At 54.4% G+C, this 21,509-nt stretch carries 7 protein-coding genes; 6 read left to right on the forward strand and 1 reads right to left on the reverse strand.

Translation table 11 applies throughout. From position 1 onward, the window contains the following. Positions 1–64: 64 nt before the first annotated feature. From RB_RS06930 to RB_RS06950, 5 genes are all read left to right on the forward strand, one after another. Positions 65–1,456, forward strand: coding sequence for a DUF1593 domain-containing protein (locus RB_RS06930; RefSeq protein WP_164922755.1), 1,392 nt, complete (start codon positions 65–67; stop codon positions 1,454–1,456). Next, positions 1,453–2,742: a DUF1593 domain-containing protein gene (locus RB_RS06935; RefSeq protein WP_011119397.1), complete on the forward strand. Its 1,290-nt coding sequence runs from the start codon at positions 1,453–1,455 to the stop codon at positions 2,740–2,742. Before RB_RS06930 ends, RB_RS06935 begins: the two co-directional genes overlap by 4 nt. A 108-nt stretch (positions 2,743–2,850) precedes the next feature. Next, positions 2,851–4,236: a putative sensor domain DACNV-containing protein gene (locus RB_RS06940; protein ID WP_007328267.1), complete on the forward strand. Its 1,386-nt coding sequence runs from the start codon at positions 2,851–2,853 to the stop codon at positions 4,234–4,236. A gap of 183 nt (positions 4,237–4,419) precedes the next feature. Further along, positions 4,420–4,704 carry an ArsR/SmtB family transcription factor gene (locus tag RB_RS06945; protein ID WP_007325842.1) on the forward strand — a complete coding sequence of 95 codons (285 nt, stop codon included), beginning with the start codon at positions 4,420–4,422 and terminating at the stop codon, positions 4,702–4,704. A gap of 3 nt (positions 4,705–4,707) precedes the next feature. Continuing rightward, complete coding sequence (locus RB_RS06950; RefSeq protein ID WP_164921646.1) at positions 4,708–6,306, forward strand: DUF4185 domain-containing protein; 1,599 nt, start codon at positions 4,708–4,710, stop codon at positions 6,304–6,306. A gap of 18 nt (positions 6,307–6,324) precedes the next feature. Here RB_RS06950 and RB_RS06955 read toward each other — a convergent pair whose 3' ends face one another. Continuing rightward, positions 6,325–8,130, reverse strand: coding sequence for a ShlB/FhaC/HecB family hemolysin secretion/activation protein (locus RB_RS06955; protein ID WP_164921647.1), 1,806 nt, complete (start codon positions 8,128–8,130; stop codon positions 6,325–6,327). A 470-nt stretch (positions 8,131–8,600) separates the two neighbouring features. On the opposite strand from RB_RS06955, the gene RB_RS06960 reads away from it, so the two are divergent. After that, positions 8,601–21,305, forward strand: coding sequence for a YDG domain-containing protein (locus RB_RS06960; RefSeq protein WP_164921648.1), 12,705 nt, complete (start codon positions 8,601–8,603; stop codon positions 21,303–21,305). The last annotated feature ends 204 nt before the right edge of the window (positions 21,306–21,509 follow it).

Consider the following 21,509-nt stretch of genomic DNA (forward strand, 5'->3'; position numbering starts at 1 on the left):
CCAAACTTGGAAGGACGTTCCCGTGCCGTTTTTGTCCCGTTTACTTGTTTTGCTTGTTCTCTGTGTGACGCCGGCGATCGCCAGTGTTGCAAACGCCGACAAGCCTCGTCTCTTTGTCCTGACTGATATCGAAAATGAACCCGACGATGCGATGTCGATGGTTCGGTTGCTGACCTATGCCAACCAAATTGATATCGAGGGGTTGGCCGCGACGACTTCGGTTCACCAACAGCGCCGGACGGCACCGGATCGGATTCGCCGAATCGTCAAGGCTTATGGTGAGGTTCGTGACAACTTAGAAAAGCACGAAGCGGGGTTCCCGACGGAGGACGAACTTCTCAATCGCGTGACCGAAGGCCTTGCCGTGTATGGCATGCAAGGTGTTGGTGAAGGCAAGGACTCGGACGCTTCGAACGATTTGATCGAGGCGGTCGATCGCGATGACCCACGGCCGATCTGGGTCACGGCATGGGGCGGCCCAAGCGTGCTGGCTCAGTCATTGTGGAAAGTGCGAGAGACTCGAAACGCGGACGAACTGAAAGCGTTCATCCAGAAAATTCGCGTCTATACGATCTCGGACCAGGACGATAGCGGACCGTGGATACGGGAACAGTTCCCGGATCTGTTCTATGTCGCCAGCCCAGGGTTCTATCCCGGCGGAGCCTATCAGCATGCGACTTGGAGTGGAATCAGCGGCGACTACTTTCACGCTCGTTGTGATGGAGCGGATTTCTCGTTGGTGACCAATGAATGGCTCGACAAAAACCTTCGTCGCAAAGGACCGCTTGGCAAAGAGTACCCACTTTGGGAATACCTGATGGAAGGCGACACTCCGTCGTTTCTGAACTTGATCGACAATGGTTTGAACGAGCCGGAACATCCAGATTGGGGCGGATGGGGCGGCCGTTACGAGTTGTACACACCGCGAATGCAGAAGTGGTTCTTGCAGGCCGAGACTCGTCCGTTTTGGTCCAACGCGGAGGACGAAGTGTTGGGAACAGACGGTCGGTGGCACCGAGGCAACCACGAAACGATTTGGAGATGGCGGGAGGCTTACCAAAACGACTTCGCCGCCCGAATGGACTGGACGATTCAATCAGTCGAAGATGCGAATCATCCCCCCGTTGTGAAGTTGGCTCACGCCGAACGTCTGACCGCGAAAAAAGGCGACGTCGTTGAATTGAGTGCGGAGGGATCAAGCGATCCCGACGGCGATTTGCTGTCGTACGAATGGTTGTACTACCCTGAAGCGGGAAGCTTTCTTTGTTCGAGTGGCACGAACGCTCGTCCTGTCGCAATCAATGGCTTTGACAACGCGACGGCTTCGTTCACCGTCCCGACGCGGACTGTGATGCCACCGGGCACCGGTACGATGCACTTCATCGTGGCGGTCACGGATCATGGTTCGCCTCGACTGACCCGCTACGCTCGTGTCATTGTGGATGTCGTGAAATGATGAATCGTTTGCTGCTTTGTCTGCTGTGCTTGGGTGTTTCGGTAATGCTGGAAGGGGATGTCGCTGCGCAGGATGCTCCGGTGTCCGGCGTCAGCGAACGTCATCGAGTGATCGTCTTGACCGATATCGGCGGGACGGACCCGGATGACTTCCAGTCGATGGTGCATTTGCTGTTGTACGCTGATGTGCTGGACATCGAAGGTCTCATTTCCTCGCCGTTTGGTGATGGTCGAACGAGCGATATCCTGCGAGTGATCGATTGTTATGAGGCGGACTATCCCAATTTGCGGAAGCATTCCGAACGCTATCCAGCGGCAGCCCAACTTCGCTCGATCACGAAACAAGGTGAAACCGAGCGAGCTCCTTACGCGGGCTTTCGAAAATCGACTGAAGGATCAAACTGGATCGTCGAGTGTGCGCGTCGCGAAGATCCGCGTCCCCTGCATGTCTTGGTGTGGGGCGGTTTGGAGGACTTGGCTCAGTCACTGCATGACGCGCCGGACATCTTGCCAAAGTTGCGTGTGCACTGGATCGGCGGGCCCAACAAGAAGTGGTCCGCTGACGCGTACCAGTACCTCGTCGATCACCATCCAGAATTGTGGATGATCGAATCCAACTCGACCTACCGAGGCTGGTTCGTCGGCGGAAACCAGTCTGGTGATTGGAGCAACAAACGCTTTGTTGCATCCAAGGTCGCCGGCAGAGGGAAACTGGGCGACTTCTTTGTGCGTCAAATGGCCGACATCAAAATGGGTGACACACCCACGGTTGCTTGGTTGTTGCACGGAGATCCATCGGATCCATCTCAACCCAGTTGGGGTGGACGCTTTGTCCGGGCTTGGCAGCGGCCGACGATGCGTCTTGACCGTATGCCAGTCCAAAGGGATCAGATGGAGGTCTTTGGTGTTCTGGAATTGGTGCTCGCGATCGATTCAAACGCTGCTCCAACAAAGGCTGTCTTGGTGGTCGAGAACCAGCGTTTGGAAGGTCACCTCGGCGATGATTCGGCGGTTCATTTTCGGTTTTGCCCGAAGGCTGCCAAGCGATATGACTTTCGAATCGAGAGCGATTCAAAAACGCTGGACGGACAACGCGGATCGATCACGGTCGTGAACCCGTCACCGGGGCTTGCCAACCATCCGTCAGCGGACTTGCCGAATTGGTGGACGGACGATCCAGACATGAAGTCATCGGAAGGTCCTCACCGTGGGGCCAAAACGGTCAATCGTTGGCGGGAAGATTACCTGCGTGATTTTGAGTCGCGATTGAATCGCTGTCTTCCCTGAGAGACGACACAGCGGCAATTGTCTGTGACAATTCACTGCGTTTGTGCCCCTCGAATGGAATTGCCTGGAAGACTGGCGTGAGTTCTCCGGAACGATTGTTGCAGTCTTTTGCTGGGTGTTGACGGTGGAAGGTTCGACGATCTAGACATTGTCAACGAAGGCACACAGCAGCAGGGATGCCAGTTTGATGACAATGTCTTGTCGGGGACAGCGAAAAGCATGGATCAGTTCTCTTCTTACCCCGCCGAAATGGCGTCGGTTCTTGTGAAACAATGGGAATCGCGTGGTTTCCCGTTGGAACTGCTGCCGCCGACGGCGTCCATGGTTTCTTTGTTGGACGTTTGCTATCAAGCGAGCTTGTTGCGGGAGGAAGACACGCCGGTTCGTTGCCGCGTGATCTACGCCAGTCCCGCCCAATTGCGAGGCATGGCGACGCAGGATCCTCAGCCACATGTGTTGTCGTTTGCGGAGCCAGCGATCCTGAGCCCGCACAATTTGCGAAAGCTATATGCCGCGGCTGATTTCTATCGCGCCGCGCTCGCCATCACGACTGATGAGCGAGGCGTGTTGGTGATTTGGGGTTTGGTGGTTACAGGAACCGAGTGGGTCAACCGAGTCGAAGGCAGTCGTTTCGACGGTGTATCGCTGCCTCCAAACTTGGTTGTTCAAGCGATCCGGCCGGGGCACTTGGTTGCATCCTCCGGGTACATGCGAGTTCTTGAGACCAACCAAGGTCAGTTGTTGATCGATGGGTTTGATCCGTTTCGGTCCACTTGGATCTCTGGCCGTTTTTCAAACGTGCGTGAGGCGATGTTGAATCGGCTTCCGGATGACCACGCCAAAGACACTGCCACGACCAAGGTCTGCGAATCGTTTGTAAGAGACCTGGCACAAAGTGTTGTTCGGCGAGTGCTCCGATTGGTCCGAAACAGACGCCACGGCGGATTGATGGTGGTACTGCCCAATGGCGCGCACGAAGATGGGACTTGCGAGCAATGGCTGCGTTTCCGCGTGCAGTTTGAGTCCGATGATTCCACGTTGCTCTACCACGGCATGATGTTGCGTTTGATGGCAAGAGCTTTGGAAGTTGCGAAGACGAGGCAGTTGGCCATTTTGACTTGGAGTGACTACCAGCAATTTCGTGATGCGGAGTTGCGGCGTTTCGATGATCAGCTGATTGACTTCAGTCACTTTCTCGCCGACATGATGACGGTTGATGGAGCCTTGATTCTGGACCATAGTTTTCGATTGATCGGATTCGGTGGAGAGATTCTTGGTGACACCCCTGTCCAGACGATTCATCGGGCAACCGATATTGAAGGGAATCAAACCGTAGCTGAACGAGCCGATTCGGCGGGAACGCGACACCGCTCGGCCTACCGTTTGGTCAACGGACTGAATCAGTCGATTGCCGTTGTGGTGTCGCAGGATGGTGACGTTCGCTTCGTCGCTCACCACAACGGAAAATTGACCTATTGGCCCTATCTGCCGTAGTCGTGCCGCCCCGATCATTCCGGTCGGCTTCCTCGATTGCCATGCTCGAATGCAATATGAGCTCTCCAAACCGTTGACCGATGGGCCCGTGACAGCTAGCATCGATCGCAGATCAACGATAAAGAAAAGAGAGGAAACGGTTTGGCAAAGTCAACTAAGAAGAAAGCTTGCGATTCAACGCCGGTGAAGCTGAAGAACGACCCTACGGCGGAGGACTTCGCAAAACTCGCGTGGGCGATCGCTCATCCGGCACGTGTGCAGATTGTCCGTTTTTTGATCGGCCGAGAAGCGTGCATGTGCGGCGAAATCGTGAATCAGTTACCTCTCGCGCAGTCCACTGTTTCCCAGCACTTGAAGATTCTGAAAGAGTCTGGATTGATCCAGGGTGAGGTGGACGGCCCAAAGGTGTGCTACTGCATCAATGAAGACCGTCTGCAGCAGCTCAAAGCATTCGTCACCGAGTTGTAATTGATGTTCACGTCAGCACGCCATCGTGCCGCGATGTTGACCACCGGGGCGTGTTTTTTACTCGGCTTGATGACGACCGTTCACGCGGGCCCCGAAGACTACTTCGCCATCCGAGTCGTTGATCGCGAAACCGGACGTGGCATTCCGCTGGTCGAAATTCGAACGACGGACGAGTCTCGATACTTCACCGACAGCAATGGCTATGTCGCGTATCACGAACCAGGGTTGATGGACCAGCAGGTTTGGTTTGATATCCGCAGTTGGGGCTACGAAAGTCCGGTCGGACCCTATGGCACAACCGGCATCGCGCTCACGACCACGCCGAGCAATGAAGTCTTGGTGAAGCTTCAGCGCACAAATGTTGCGGAACGTTTGTATCGACAAACCGGGGTTGGTATCTACCGAGATACCATGTTGCTGGGCAAGACGCCGACTTTGGATGTACCGCTCGTCAATGGCAAGGTCACCGGATCGGACTCGGTCCAAACGGTGGTTTACAACGGCAAGATGCGTTGGTTCTGGCAGGACACCAACCAAATCAAGTTTGCACTGGGCAACTACAGCATGACAGGTGCGACGTCGCCGTTGCCGTCCGAACTGGATGCGAACATCGGTATCCCTTTCACCTATTTCCTTCGGCAGCCCGGACGCTTTGTTCGCTCAATGGCTCGTGTGGAACAAGAAGCCAACCATCCCATTTGGGTCGATGGGCTGATGGTCGTGCGAGATAGCGACCAGCAGGAACACTTGGTTGCTCGCTACGTGGCCGCTCGTAAAGATTTCTCGGTCGCTCAAACAGGATTGATGGTCTACGACGATTCGGAAGATGTCTTCGTAGAACATCTTCGTCTACCTTTGCCAACCGAGTCTCGTTTGTTCCCTCGTGATCATCCCATTCGAGTGAAGGCTGATGAATCGGAGTACTTCTATATCGGTACGCCACCAACTGTTCGCGTGCCGGCTGACTTCGAATCAATCACAAACCCCAGCGAATACGAAGGTTTGACTTGTTTTTCCGACGATGGTTCGATCGATCGCAATGAGGACGATCGAATTCAATTCCGTTGGAAACGTGGGAAGCAACCAATCTCGCAAGAACAGATTGACACACTGATTCGCGAAGGGGTGCTTACACCGGAAGAAGCACCGTCCGCTTTACGAGATGCTGATTCAAGCAAGCCCGTCCGTGTCGCGAACGGGTCGGTTGCTTGGAATCCCTACTTGAGGCGTTGGACGATGCTCTTTTGTGAGCAAGGCGGTGACAGCTTTCTGGGGGAAGTCTGGTTCGCGACGGCAAACTCACCAGAAGGGCCTTGGGGTCATTGCCGAAAGGTTGCGACGCACGCCAGACCGGGCCAGAACATGGACTTCTACAATCCCAAGCAGCATCCAGAGTTGATGCGGGATGATGGTCGGACGATTTTCTTTGAGGGCACTTTCGTCAATACGTTCTCAGGCACCACGGTTCCTGTTCCTCGTTACAACTACAACCAACTGATGTACCGTCTCGACGTATCCGATGGTCGCATCAAGATGCCGATGCCGCCTCCGGGATTGAGCAACGCACAACCGGTGGATCGAAATGCATCGGCCAATGACTAGCATCGATAGAAGTAACGATCAGGGACGCAGCCCAGGAACCCAGGTCACACCAAAATGAAAACGGTTGGAGCGGCTTGAACCGTCGAGGTCGACCAATCCGACGCCGTAGTCCCCTCGTGCGATCAGGACGTCGCTCATTTGGAAGCGAGCCCCGACGCCGGTGCTCATCGCAAACTCGTAAGCGTTTTCACCGGCAACTGGATTGTCCAAGTAGCCATTGGCTAGATCGGCAAACCCGTACGTTCTTAGAACCCTTGGTGTCCGATCACATCCCCAACGCTTCGTACGCGGCCCGAATTCAAAATTCGCGATCCATCCATGATCGGCGTTGAACTCACGTTGATCAAATCCACGCAGCGAGTCATATCCTCCGATGCCAAGCATCTCGCTAAAGAGCAATCGCTCCGATGTTACCTGTCCAGTAAACCGACTGAGCAATTGGTAGTTACGTCCAACGTAACGCGACTCTTCCATTCGCAATCGGCCGTAGATGTAGTCGGGTGAGGTCCCCGGACGAATCGTATTGAAAGCGTCTGATGAGTGCGGTCCAGACATTCCGCCGCCGGGACCGACGAAGGTCTCCATTCTGAGAAGTGCGTATTCCTCAGGTTGATCGCCCCGGATGATACGATCGAACTTCAGGCTGATTTGGAACAAGTCAGCCGCTGAGTCAGAGACAGTGGATCCCGCGAACTCTAGGTTGTTGTCCGTGCTCTTGAAGTCAAACCCGAGTTGAAGATTGGCGATGTCCTTTCGAGTTCGGATCAGGTATCGAGTGATCCCACCTCCCAATTGCCAACTTTGACCATCTTGATTGAGTCCACCGTCTAGTTTGGGCGAAACGTTGGCCAAACTTCCGAAGGCGTTGGCGGACCACTTGCGACTGACGGGATGGGTGTAGCTCAAAGAATGAGCGTGTAGATACCGGAACTCTTGGTCGGATGTGTATTGGTAGCCAAAGATTCCACCTTTTCCGAACCTGTTGCCCATGGTGAAGCCTGTGAAGAACCGTCCGTAGTTCAACGTCTCCACACCCGTGTCGTCTGCTCCGATGTACCCGCGGATCGGTCGGACTTCGTGACTTTCGAAAATGACATCAGTGGTACCAGGAAGTTTTCCTTTCTCGAAGTCGACCGTGACGCGACGAAAGGGATTCTGATTGAGCCAGAGCAGGTCATTCTCGATGGGTGGCTCGTAGATGCGATTGCCGATGCGAGTGCATTTGATCCACCTTGAGAGTTCCTCGCGATCGAAATAGCAACCGGGTTGGATTTTGACATCACCAACCCTTGATTCGATGACAACCAGATGAACGGTGCCTCCGGTGATTCGTTGTTCGGGAATCTGGACATCGATGATTGGATATTTGCACTGGCGGTAGTGCAGGATCAAATCTCTCGACAGTGAATTCAGACGGCGAAGAGTGATCGGTCCGCCGAGGTAGCGGTGCACGATCCGACGAGTCCCCTCGCCATACAAGACTGAGCGACAGACACCGAAGTCGTAGTGAACACCTTCGAGCGAATCGATCGAGGCATCCTTTATGATCTTGCCAGCCGAGTCAACGAATCGAACCGCGTCCCATGTTGGAACGAGGACGCGGTCGTCGCCGGGAACATCTGGCGTCTCTTGCTCAGGAAATTCAGCAGATGGCGGTTGCCGTAGCAGGTTGTCGGCCTCGGTGGCTGCACGAGGTGCGTAACGATCGTAGTTTTGAGCGGTCGCCAGACTGCCACCTACCAACGCAAAGCCGACAACGACTGCCAATACCACACGAATGACTGCGCATCGATTGATCGACGCGGATTGCTGTGTTTGCCCCACAACGCAACTTCCTTGAATAGCCTCGTTATGTAAGTCGTGTGCCACGACGACTCACTGCCCCTTCGATTAGGGATATCGCTTTCACCAGAAGGATCGGATCAATCTTCTCTTTCCGAAACGGAATCGCACCCTCGTTTTCGATCGTGTCGTGATCGCTGAATGGGTTATGAGGCCTGCTGTGAACTGAACAAGTGTTTTGATTCGCAATGCAATCGTTCCAGCCGATTCAAATTGCCTGTTGCAAAAGGTTTTCCGGAGTTCCGTAGGTCATAAAAAACAGAGAGGCAATAAAAATCGGCGAAGATTCCCTAGGTTGGTGCCCTCCGCAGAGGTTCGGACGGCATCCAGCTGATGGGCATAACACAGTCATCGAAAAGCTTGCTTAGGCACAAAGAGCGATTGGCTTTTCGGTGAGATCAATATGGGGCACACGAATGATTCATGGAAAGCAGGCTGCGCGCCGTCGCAGTATGACTGCGCGTTCACGTCGAAATTCGCTTCGACTTGCAATCTTAGGATGGGTTGCCGGAGGCGCGGGGAACGCGTTCGCTCAAGCACCCACCTTACCGACCGGTGCCGATATTGTGGCGGGGCAGGCCGCGATTTCCCAGGCTGCGGGAGTGATGGATGTCAATGCAACCTCCTCTCGCACCATTGTGAATTGGGATTCATTCAACGTCGGTGCTGGCAATGTGGCCAACTTCAATCTGCCCGATTCCAGTTCTGCGATCCTGAATCGAGTGACGACACCCGATATGCCGTCGACCATTGCAGGTGCGATTCATTCGAATGGCAACGTGATGCTGGTCAACCCTTCTGGCATCATGGTTGATTCGTCTGGAATGGTGAACACCAACGGGTTCGTGGCCTCTACCTTTGATGTCACTAACGAATCATTTCTGAGCGGCGGGCCACTGACGTTCACAAACAACGGAAGTGAAGCATCGGTGGTCAACGAAGGCACCGTTCAAACTGGCGGAGGCGGTGCACATCTGATCGCGAACGAGATTGCAAATCACGGAACAATCGCTTCCGATGGTGGCAACATCACCATGTCAGGTGGCGGAACCGTGACCTTGGAAAACGGAGTCTCATTTGTTCAAGCGTCAATGGAGACTCTCGTCAGCGGTATCAGTCCGGCTGCGGGATTGATTCAGAACACGGGAACCATTCGAGCCACCGGCGCGGCCTCAGTTGGCGGAGAGGTGTACCTCGTCAATCCGGGTGGTGAGATTCTTCATGATGGCACGATTGAAAGCCATCTTGCGGAAGGAAGCCAAGGAGGGAAGGTGCAACTCGAAGCGGATCAAATCACGCTGCAAGAGGATTCCTTGATCAATGCCACCGGCACGAACGGCGGTGGCAAAGTCTTTGTCGGTGGTCAATGGCAGGGCGCGGGCGAAATGTCGCAAGCCACTTCCATCACGATGGAATCAACCGCGACGATTGACGCATCGGCAACTAAAAGTGGTGACGGGGGAGCAATCGTACTTTGGTCTGATGTCTTGAGCAAAGAGTCCGTCACTCGCGCGTTCGGCACTTTGATCGCTCGAGCTGGTCAATTGTCAGGAAATGGCGGGCGAATCGAAACGTCGGGCTCGCAAGTCGACACGACCGGTGTTCGCGTTGACGCGGGAGCTCCCAACGGCGAGGGCGGCGATTGGCTGATTGATCCGTACAACTTCATCATCGATCTCGCCGCTTCCATCACTTTGGTTGGGGCATTGGACTCCGGTACGAATGTTACCGTCGATACAACTGTTGATCTGCCTTTGCTTGGCGGCCTAGGCAGTGATCTGGAGTTGGGCGATATCACTTTGACCAGCGACCTGATCACGGGGGCGATGTCAGGTGATGCAACGCTGAGTTTGAAGGCACATCAAAACATCGTTCTGGATGCGGGCGTCACCATCGATGCCACACAAAACGCGAACGCGAACAAGTTGAATGTCGTGCTTTGGGCTGACCAAGACAACTCGGGCACGGGGACCGTACGCATCGGCAATGCGGTTCTGGGAACGACCATTCGAACCAACGGCGGCGGTCTGGCTATCACAGGCGGTTCAGAAACAACGTGGACGCCCTCGGATGGTGATCCCACCATTGCCATCGGATCTGGACGTGCCATGGCAGGGGATTTGTTGGGATTGCTGCATGGAGCGGAGATTCTGAACACCGACATTGATACCGATGGAGGCAACGTTCTCATTCGTGCCGGTTCGACGGGATCCTTGTCTATCTTCGACGAAGTATTTGGGATTGAACTTAACGGCACCAGCATTTCAACCGCATCCGGATCGATCACTCTGGATGGGCTGGTTGGTGATCAGACAGGACTCAACGTCGACAACGCGGTGGGAGTTCATCTGGCCGGCGGTTCGTCACTCACCAGTTCGACCGGTGACATATCGATCACAGGCGAGTTGGCGAACACGAGCGAGTTTGTTAACGGATCCGGTGTTTGGATTGGGCGTGAGATCGACAACGCGTTGACCGCTAGTGGTAATGTCAGCATCACGACCGGAGACGGCGACATCGATATCGTAGGTATCGGTGCCGATAACTCCGGTTCTGGTTGGCGACATGGGCTGGCTCTCGTAACGAGCAACGGATCCGACGAAATCAACATCGCGACGGTCGGTGGAAACATAACACTGGACGGCACTGCAAATTTTCGCGACGCCGCGACCAGTGACACATCGGGATTGCAATTGCAACCCGGTTCGGCCGGGGCGTTATTGATCACATCACAAACCGGTGACATCACGCTTCGTGGCGTGAATTCGCAAGAAGTCGCTACCGCTGAAAACGCGATTCGTTTTACTGCGGACAACGTGGCAGGCGACATCACGATTGGCTACGACGGAATCAACCCCTACAGCGGCGACATTCTGATCCAAGCCAACTCGATCTCGCAACATTTCACCAATGCGGGCAGCGGCTCGATTTCGATTCAAGGCTTCGGCGGGCTCACGATTGAGTCCCTCAGCGATTCATTTTCAAAAGCGTTAGTGTTTGACGACGATTGGAACTTTGGTGCGTCGTTCGGTTCGATGGTTTTCGGAAAGATCAACAACACCGCGAATCTCACTTTTGACGATACCATCACGCTTGTTGGCGGTTTCTCAGCCATGGGCGGTGAGTTGACGCTGAACGACGATCTGACCAGCACGTCGACAGGAAATTTGCTGTTCAAATCCAATCTTGCAACGAACTCTTCCATCCGCCTGCTGGGCAACATTTTCAAGACGGGTGGCGATCGCTCGGTCCTGACCGCACAAGCCGACGGTCGCGTTCAGCTTGTTGGTGACATCACAGCTAGCGGTAGTGCGCTCTTGGATACGATTCTTTGGTCGGACTATCACAACACCGGATCGGGTGGAACATCGATCTTGGGAAACATCACCTCCGGTGGTGGCCATTTCTGGGCTGGTGGAAGTGCAACTGACGCTGGCAGTCAGGACTGGAACGGATTGACTGTCGGCGACGGAGGTTCGGTTGGCGCAAGCGGATTCAACCACAACGCCTTCGACTTGTATGGCGACGTCAACAGTGGTGGCGGTGACATCTTGCTGTGGGCCGGGCTCGGCTACAACACTGGATTCGACGGGATTGGACTGAGTGGAACTAGGTTGCTGCAAAGTGGCTCCGGTGACATCACGCTTATCGGCGATGACTTCGGCGGAGGCACTTTGAACGTCGATCTGTATGGTCATCTGCGAATTTGCCCGAACGACATTTGGGCCAATATCGGTACGCAATTGGATTTCGATGGGAGCGTGAGTGCAAACACGTTCACAGGCGTGAACGCCGACGTGAATTGGTTGGTGATTTCGAACCTCAATTTGCTCGGCGGACTATCGCTCGGGAAGGCGGGCTTGTCACAGGATATACGGCTTTATGATTCATTGACGATCGCCGGTGATTTGGAATTGTTTGGTCGCAACATAACGGTCGACGCGGGAGCAGCACTGGATCTGAGTTCCGCTGGTGCGCTCGGAAACCTGCTGTTGGATGCGTCAGGTGATGTCAACATCAACGATGCCATCACGTTGGGTGGCGATCTATCGATCACCGGGGGAAATGACGTCAACTTGGGTGGCCTGATCACGCGCGTTGGCAGTGCAAGCACCGACATGATTTTGAAGGCGGATCGTCACGTTGTTGTTAACGGGAACATTGATACTTTGGCTGGGTCGCAGAACGTTCGACTGTGGGCCGACGCAGACAATTCCGGCGATGGCATCAATATCTTTCGTGCGAATTCGCTGGCCACGGCAGGCGGAAACATCACTACCGGCAATGGAAATATTGCGGAATTGAATGGAGTGGATGTGCAAGTCGGCGGCGACATCTACATCACAAATGCTGCAGCACAGACGTTCGACTCTGATGGAGGCAACATCTCCATCCAGGGCGAGACCATCATCGCCAACGCGTCGATCGAAGGAGTTACCTTTGATTCGAACGGCGGTGACATCGACTTCTCAGGACTATTGAACTCTGGGAACCAATACGACTTCATAGATGGTCCCAACGGTGCTGGTTCATGGGATTGGGCTCGAACTGACGCGAGGAATGGAACCGCGGGCGGAAGTCTTCTTGGGGACAGCTATCTCGTCACAATCACATCTCGACTGGAAAACGCGATCGCTGGCATTGAGGCTGGATATCAAGGTGCGTGGATTGGTGCCTATCGAGATACCGCGACGCCGCTGGATTGGAAGTGGGCTGACGGACCCGAATCCGGACAGCACTTCTGGACAGAAGTTGACGCTGGAGGTGGTGCTGCGGAACCAGGAGAGTTTGCGAACTTTGGTCCTGGCGAGCCCAATGGAGGTCCGTCGGGTGCGGGCGAATCCGTCGGTCAGTTCTACGGCAACTCAGGGCTCTGGAACGACCTCAGTTCCAGCACCACTTTCGCTGCTACCCAAACCGGTGATTACGACGTCCTTGGTTATGTACGCGAAACAAATGCGGCGCCCGCTACGGTCACCATCGACGCGGGTGCGACCGGCCTGGTGACCATGGGCGGAATCGGTTCAGGCAAAGCACTCGCGTCGCTGGATGTGACGAGTGCTGGTGTGACTGTCAGCGGCGATTCGCTCATCACGACTGGTGCCCAAACCTACGATTCCGGATTGGTCGTGGAAAGCCAGTTGGATTTGAATGTTTCCAGTTCCGGATTGACGGTGGACGGTGACATTCACTTGGAAGGAACGGCTTTGACGCTCGAAAGCGATCTGACGGCGAACCTATCCGGCGATATCCTTTTGCGAACCGACACGCTGTCGCTTCCGGCGACCGTAGCGGTTGATACCTCCGGTGAACTGATTATCGAACCTTTGAACAACTCTTTCGCAGCACCATTCAATCTGCCACTAAACACTCTGACACTTTCGACGGATTTGACCGGTCTGGTTGTTGGCAAAGATGGGAATACGGCTGATTTGACGCTAGATGGTGATTTGAATATCAACGGTGACGTCTCGTTGATAGGTGGCGACGCGACGTTGCTGGGCGATGTGAACACGAACGGTGGCGATCTTTTTGTGCGAACGACTGGTTCGGTGGTTCAATCCGCCAACGTCGATGTCACAACGGACGGTGGAAGTGTGACCTATTGGTCAGACAGCGATGCGGACGGTGTTGGGCACATTGAAATTCAATCCGGTGCAACCGTTTCTACCGAAGGAGGCGACGTGTTGTTCGCTGGCGGCCTTGATACGGATTCGGATGATTCGCCTGACGGATTTGCATCTGGCCAAGCTTTTGTTGACGACTCGGGACGATTCCACTCTGGCATCTCATTGCATAATGCAGTGGTTGACGCGCGCGTTTCAGATAACTTGGACGCGACCGCCGGAAACATCACGCTGCGGGGAACAAGCACCTACGCGGGCGGCGATAATGCCAGCGGAGTTTTGCTCTTTGGTAGCAACCTCTTTGCTGATCAGATCGATGTCTTGGGAAGTGTGACCGATACGAGCGGCTCAGCATCACGATTCGGAATCTTGGCCAACGGCGGTTCGACGCCGAACAATACGAACCTACAAGCCTTCGGCGGGATCTCGCTGACAGGAACTGCTGCGACCGCCGCTGACCAATACGCGATTCTTTGGGGTGCCGATCACTCAATCAGCGTATTGGATGGCGATGTCAGCATCGATGCCACGGGGCAGTTGCATTACCTGAGCAACCAATCGCTGTTTCTTGCTACGGACCACTCGTTGATCGTGGATACAGCCCAATCCGCAATCTGGCAAAGCATCGTCGCAGGCGATGGCGGAGTGACCAAGCAAGGAACCGGTACGCTCTCGCTTCAGGCGCCGAACACGTTCACGGGTGCATTGCAAATTACGGAGGGAACGGTCTCCCAGAATCAATCCGGTGCTATCCATAACTCGGTCGCCGTCACCGTTGAGTCTGGTGCTGCATGGGATCTCGCGGGATTCGATGAGACCGTGACATCCTTTGCGGGGGCCGGAAGCATCGATCTGGATGCCGGAACGTTGACTGCATTCGGTGACAACTCCGCTGGATCATTCGAGGGAGTGATCTCGGGGTCAGGGAATCTGGTCAAGCAAGGCAGCGGCGAATTGGTGTTGTCTGGAATCAACACGTACACCGGTACCACTACGGTGGACGGTTCACTGCGACTGCGTACTGATCAGCTAAGCCTTTCGTCGTCCAGCTATGTCGGAACCGGAACGTTGTTCCTTGAACCACTCAACGCGAGTTTTGCCTCAGCCCTGGACACCACTGGAACCACATTCGGTGGCGCGCTGGCTGGCCTAACGATTGGCAAGGTCAGCAATGCAGCTGACATTACGATTGGATCTGATGTCTCGATCCAAGGTGACATTAGCTTGTTCGGTGGCGATCTTAATTTGCATGCGGGAATCAATTCCAATGGGAATTTGGTTCATCTCAATGGCACCGGCGATGTCACTCAAAACATTTCCGGTTCAGTCGTTTCGGATCAATTGCGATTGTCCGGCGGCGGTGATTTTGAATTGAGTTCACTGACGAACAATGTTGCGACTATTGCGGCAACCGGAGTCGGCGATGTTCACTATGCTGATAGCAATGCAATTGAAATTGGATCTGTCGGCGTCAATGGTATAAGTACCTCGGGGACTATCACGATTGAAACCTTGGCCGGCGATCTAACGGTCAGCCAGAACATCGCAACGACGGATGCCACCGCTTCGGCCATAACGCTCAACGCGGGCCGCGAGACGGACGCGGGAACTTCGACGGGTGGGAACATCGTCCTTGCCGATTCTGCCGCGCTTGCGTTGGGTGACGGGGGCCGCGTCACGTTGATGACCGGGAGTATCGAGGACTCCACCGGAGTGACCAGCTTGTTGGGGGCGGGAAGTGGAGGTTTCCGGTACAACAGCGACGAAGTTGCGTCAAACTTCAGCACGCCGTTGGCTGCTGGGTTGCAAGTGATTTACCGCGAGCAACCGACCGCGAATATCGTGGCCAATGACGTGTCAGTCACCTACGGCAACGATGCACCCACACCAAATGGATCTGCCACCGGTTTGGTCAACGGCGATTCCATTGGATCCTTCTCGATCGTCGCTCCGGTTCTATCCAACGCTGGGAAATTGCGGGCAGGTGACTATGACGTGACTGACACGTCGTTGGCTGATCTTGGTTACAACGTGGTTGATGATGTTGACGCGGTCGCCGTGACACAAAAGGTCGTGACAGCAGGCGGTTTTGCAGCATCAACCAAAGTCTACGACGGAACCACCAACTCAACTCTCACGGCAAGCGGAACGCTTGTCGGAATCGAAACTGGCGATCTGGTATCGATCGGCAATACCGGCGCAACGTTTGGTGACAAGAACGTTGGGACGAACAAAACGGTCACAGTCAATGGACTGAATTTGTCGGGCAGCGATGCCTCGAATTATTCGCTGGGTGCAGTGAGTTCGGCCAGCACGACCGGGGACATCACCGCAAAGGCAATCAGCGTGAGCGGGATTGCGACTTCGGACAAGGTTTATGACGGAACGACCGTCGCAACCACGCCTTTGGTGGGTGCCGTTTTCAACGGAATGGTCGCGGGCGATGAACTCTCTGTATCGAGCATCACAGGAACGTTTGAAAACAAGAACGTTGGGACAGCGAAAACGGTTTCGTTGAGTTCCGCAGTCTACGGAGGAGCGGACGTTGGGAACTACGTTATCTCGGATCAACTCACGTCCTCCGCAACTATCACTGCACGAAGTTTGACGGTTAGCGGAATCGATGCGGGCGACAAGGTATACGATGGAACAACCTCTGCCGTGGTCGATCTGAGTGGAATCAGCTTTGCCGGTTTAGTTTCGGGTGACGAAATCAATGCTTCTGGCACCACTGGTACATTTGCGAACAAGAACGCTGGCGCAAATAAGTCTGTCACATTGGCGGGAACAACTTACGGTGGTTCCGACGTCGGCAACTATGCAATCACGGACCAGGCCAGCACCTCCGCTGATATCACCGCCAAGTCGATCACGGTTAGCGGACTCGCGGTCGATGCAAAGGTCTACGATGGGACAACGAGTGCAACAGTCGACTTGAGCGGTCTAGCGTTCAACGGTCTTGTCGGTGGTGATGATGTGTCGGCCTCCGGTACCGTTGGCGCGTTTACAGACAAAAATGTTGGAACCGTGAAATCGGTCGCTTTCTCGGGAACAACCTATGGCGGCACTGATCTCGCGAACTATTCGATTTCAGATCAAACCGCAGCAACAGGCGACATCACCGCGAAATCGGTGTCGGTCAGCGGTATCGTCGCTGGGGATAAAGTCTATGACGGAACGACCAACGCAACCTTGGATACTTCCGGGATCAGCTTCACTGGTTTGGTGAATGGAGATGACCTGAGTATTGCTTCGGTTACCGGAGCATTCGTCAACAGAAACGCTGCCGCGAACAAGACGGTGAACCTGTCGGGCAGCAGCTACAGCGGCGATGATGTTGCAAACTATGCGATCACGGATCAGGCGACAGCGTTGGCGACGATTGGTCAGAAGGCAGTGACGGTCAGCGGAATCACCGCGGGCGACAAAGTCTACGATGGAAGCACGGCGGCGGCCGTTGATCTGACCGGCATCAGCTTCGTAGGACTTTTATCGGGAGACACCATCAACGCATCGGGAACGACCGGGACCTTCGACGACAAGAATGTTGGCGTGAGCAAATCCGTCACACTGGCGGGAACGATGTTCGGTGGTTCAGACGTCGGCAACTACGCGATCACGGACCAATCCAGCACCTTGGCCGATATCACCGCCAAGTCGATCACGGTCAGTGGAATCACGGTCGGCGACAAGGTTTACGATGGAACCACGAGTGCAACGGTCGACTTGAGCGGTCTGATGTTCAACGGTCTCGTTGCCGGCGATGATTTGTCTGGGGCCAACACAGTTGGCACTTTTGCAGACAAAAATGCGGGGATCGGAAAATCGGTCACGCTTTCGGGGACGACGTACGGAGGTGCCGATCTCGCGAACTACTCCATCGCTAATCAAACCTCGACGACTGCGGACATCACACCAAAGTCAGCGAGCGTAACGGGGATCGTTGCTAACGACAAAGTTTATGACGGAACCAACGTCGCTGCGATTGACCTGCAATCGGCCAGCATTGTTGGTTTGGTCACTGGCGATGACGTTTCCGTAACAGGCACACTCGGAACGTTTGTCGACAAGAATGTTGGCACTGACAAAGTTGTCTCTCTAAGTGCAATATCATACGAAGGGACCGATGCGTCCAACTACTCGTTCACCGATCAATCTAGCACGTTGGCGGACGTCACTCCGCTGTCAGCTTCTGTCAGCGGACTCGCGAGTGCGGGAAAAGTCTATGACGGAAACACTGCTGCAGCAATTGATGTTTCAGGAGCGTCATTCACTGGCATGATCAGCGGCGATGAACTCAATGTTCTTTCGGCAACAGGAACCTTCGATGACAAACATGTTGGCTCGGCGAAACAGGTTTCGATAGCTGGTGCCAACTATGGTGGGGCCGACGTTGGCAACTACAACTTTGTCGATCAAGCATCGACAACTGCCGACATCACTCCGTTGGCCATCAGTGTTTCGGGACTCACAGCGGCTGATAAAGTCTATGACGGTACGACCACGGCAGTGATCGATACTAGCGGCGTGTCATTTGACGGGGCGGTTGCTGGTGACGATCTGAATGCAAATGGAACGATCGGAACGTTTGTTAACAAGCATGTTGGAAACAGCAAAAGCGTGACGCTCTCCGGGACCGTCTACGGAGGGACAGACGTTGAAAACTACGTGATCAGTGATCAAGTCAACGCGACCGCCAGTATCACGCCACTCTCGGTGTCGATCACTGGATTGACCGGTTCTGATAAAGCCTACGATGCAACAACGCTTGCGACGCTGAACGGTTCCGCCACCGTCGATACCCTTGCGGGAGACGACGTGACGCTCGATGGAACCGTGATTGGAAACTATGCAACAAAGAATGCGGGCGTGGGCCTTGAGATCGGTGTTAGCGGACTCCACCTGCGAGGCGTGGACTCGAACAATTACACGCTGCAATCGCCAACAGGTCTAACAGGTGACATCACACCCGCACCCTTGGTTGTCACTGCAAATCATGATGCAAAGTTCATCGGCAAGTCTGATTCATCCAATTACGCGGGCGTGAACATCACCGGATTTGTCGGAGGTGAGACGGCACTGGATCTTGGGGGGGCACTCACTGTTTCACGAGCCGGCGTTGGTGTGAACGAGGCTGCGGGAGAGTATTTCGGTGTGCTTTCGCCAGGTGGTTACTCATCGAGTAACTACGAAATCACCTTCAACACCGGTGATTTTACAATTGTTCCGGCCGAAGAATTGCTGGTTCGGTTTGGTAACAGCGAGTCAGTTTACGGAGAAGCCAATGACTTCAGCTTTCTTTCCGCTCAATACATGGATAGCGGAAACGTCGTTCATGACTTGGCAGATCCGACGCAGAACGGAAGCACCTACACGTTCAACGATGGTGTGGGTGGGACTGCGGAATTAACGATTGCTGCTGAGGCGGCGTCCTATGGTGGGGGCGGTTCTCTGACGGTTGGAAGTTACGACCTGATTGCATCAAGCGTCAGTGAAACCAGTGCAAACTTCTCAAACCAAATCAGTGTTTTGGGGAATCATTCTGTTTTGGCGGCTCCGGTAAGTGCCACGTTGTCAAACGCGGCGAAGGTTTACGACGGAACAGTAGCATTCGATTTGAGTGGAATGAGTTTGTCGGGCAGTGTTGCAGGCGATTCGCTCTCCCTGAGCGGTGTCGGTGAGTACTTGACTAAGAACGCGGGAACGGGGTTGTCCTACACGATCGATGGAATGACGTTGTCAGGTGATGATGCAGGCAACTATTTCCTAACGAGCGGTAGCTCATTGTCTGGAACGGACGGATCCATCACTGCAAAGAATGTTGCCTTGATCGCACCGGCCGGAACGAAAATCTATGACGGAAACACATCGCTCAGTGCGACTCAAGAGCAATTAGCGGTTCTGTCTGGGCAACTCGGAGTTGACGGCGACTTCGTCGATGCAATCACGCTAGAGTTTGATAACAAAAACGTCGGGGCTGGCAAGACACTGACTCCGTCCAACGCAACAGTTTTGGATGGCAACGGTGGAGCGAACTACAGCATCAGCTATGACGCAAATGCTGGTGCCACGATCGAGCGACTCGATAGCGTTCAGTGGGTTGGCGGTTCGACCGGTGATTGGAGTGATCCGAACAATTGGGCCGGTGGTGCAATTCCCGACTTGGCGAATGTCGCAAATGTGTTTCTTCCTGCCGGAGTGACGCCTTCGTTCAACAACACGGTCGATGGACCAGTCGAGATCGAGTCCATCAACGGAGACAATCTGATCGTACAGTCAGGAACACTGCGTATTGAAAATGATGCAAGTTTGGATCTGCTCAATCAAACGGGTGGGACGTTGCAATTTGATGGCGGCCTTGGCGTTGCTGTGTTGAATCAGCAGAGCGGCACGCTCGATTTGGCGGGGACACTGTCTGTCCTGCAAGAATTCACTCAGGCGTTGGGCGGTGTCATCGAAGCAATCGGCAACATTGAGATCACTCAATCCAGCGGAACGCTTGACGTTCGAAATTTGAGCGGCACCCATGTCGAATTGAATGCGACCAACGGTGATGTTCAGGTCGGAGATATCATCGCGTTAGGTGGATTGAATATCGATGCCAACAGCGGGAATATCGATCAGCTTCCCGGTACCGTCACCATTGTGAATGGGGATTCATCGTTTGAGGCCAATGGTGCGGTGACGATGAACAATGCCAGTAACGATTTCCGAGACAACGTGAGCGTGAACGCCTTCTCTGCGACGCTACGTGACGATGACGGGGGATTGGAACTTGCTGACATTCATACGGTCGGTGACTTTGTCGCGAATTCAAACGGCGGTGCGATCTCTCAAGCATCCGGTGGATCAATCGCTATCGCTGGATCGGCAGACTTTTCGGCGAAATCCGCAGGAAGTGCGGCCGACATTTTGTTGGACAATGAAGACAACGACTTCCAAGGGGTTTTGCATGCGGAAGGGCGGGATGTTCGGTTCCAGGACAACGCGGATGAACTGACGCTCGGACAAATCCTGGCGGAAGGACTTCTTAATGTCATGACGAAGGGAGGCGCGATCCTACAGGATCCGATATCAACGATCGAATCGTCGGGCGTTGCCTCGTTTAATGCTCGAAAAGCGGGAACGCCAGCTGACGTTCGATTGAGCAACGCAAATAACCAATTCCGGAACGTGGTGAACGTCGATGGGCAAAACATCGAAATCAACGATGTTGATGGACAAGTCGACTTTGGACGGTATCGATCGGGAAGCCAAAGCAACATTCTTCGCGGATCGTTGAGTCAGAATGTTCGTGACACCCACACCCGATACATCGATGAGACCGCTGAGCAAACGACGAAGAGTACGCTTGGCCGAGTTTGGATTGGCATTCGCGAGTTCGTGAACCGCGTGTTTGCGGACGCGGAGGTTCCCGGCGGACAGGGCAGACCGCTGACGATTCGGGAAGTCACGCAAACGGGAGATGAGATCTACGTTCATCAAGGTCGCGAAGAACCGATCGATCTCGGGCGTTCGGGGGAGAACTAGGCTTAACGACGGTAGGCTTTCGCGACGAAGGCGATATACAAGGCTCCACATCCATGGACCAGGTCGATTGTGGCGGGGCTGCGACTTGGGTGGCTGCTTCATCGAACCTTCTCGAATTCTTTGCGCTCTCTTCGTGGCAATGATGAGCAACCGAAATGTTTCATCATCGAGAACGCTTCTTCACTTTCACGAGGATGGAAAACC

Origin of the sequence: Rhodopirellula baltica SH 1, from assembly GCF_000196115.1 — a bacterium.
Lineage (GTDB): Bacteria > Planctomycetota > Planctomycetia > Pirellulales > Pirellulaceae > Rhodopirellula > Rhodopirellula baltica.

What these genes read in the sequence shown, in the direction of transcription:
- RB_RS06935 (WP_011119397.1), top strand. Translation starts at nt 1,453, where the DNA reads ATGATGAATCGTTTGCTGCTTTGTCTGCTGTGCTTGGGTGTTTCGGTA.
- RB_RS06950 (WP_164921646.1), top strand. Translation starts at nt 4,708, where the DNA reads ATGTTCACGTCAGCACGCCATCGTGCCGCGATGTTGACCACCGGGGCG.
- RB_RS06960 (WP_164921648.1), top strand. Translation starts at nt 8,601, where the DNA reads ATGACTGCGCGTTCACGTCGAAATTCGCTTCGACTTGCAATCTTAGGA.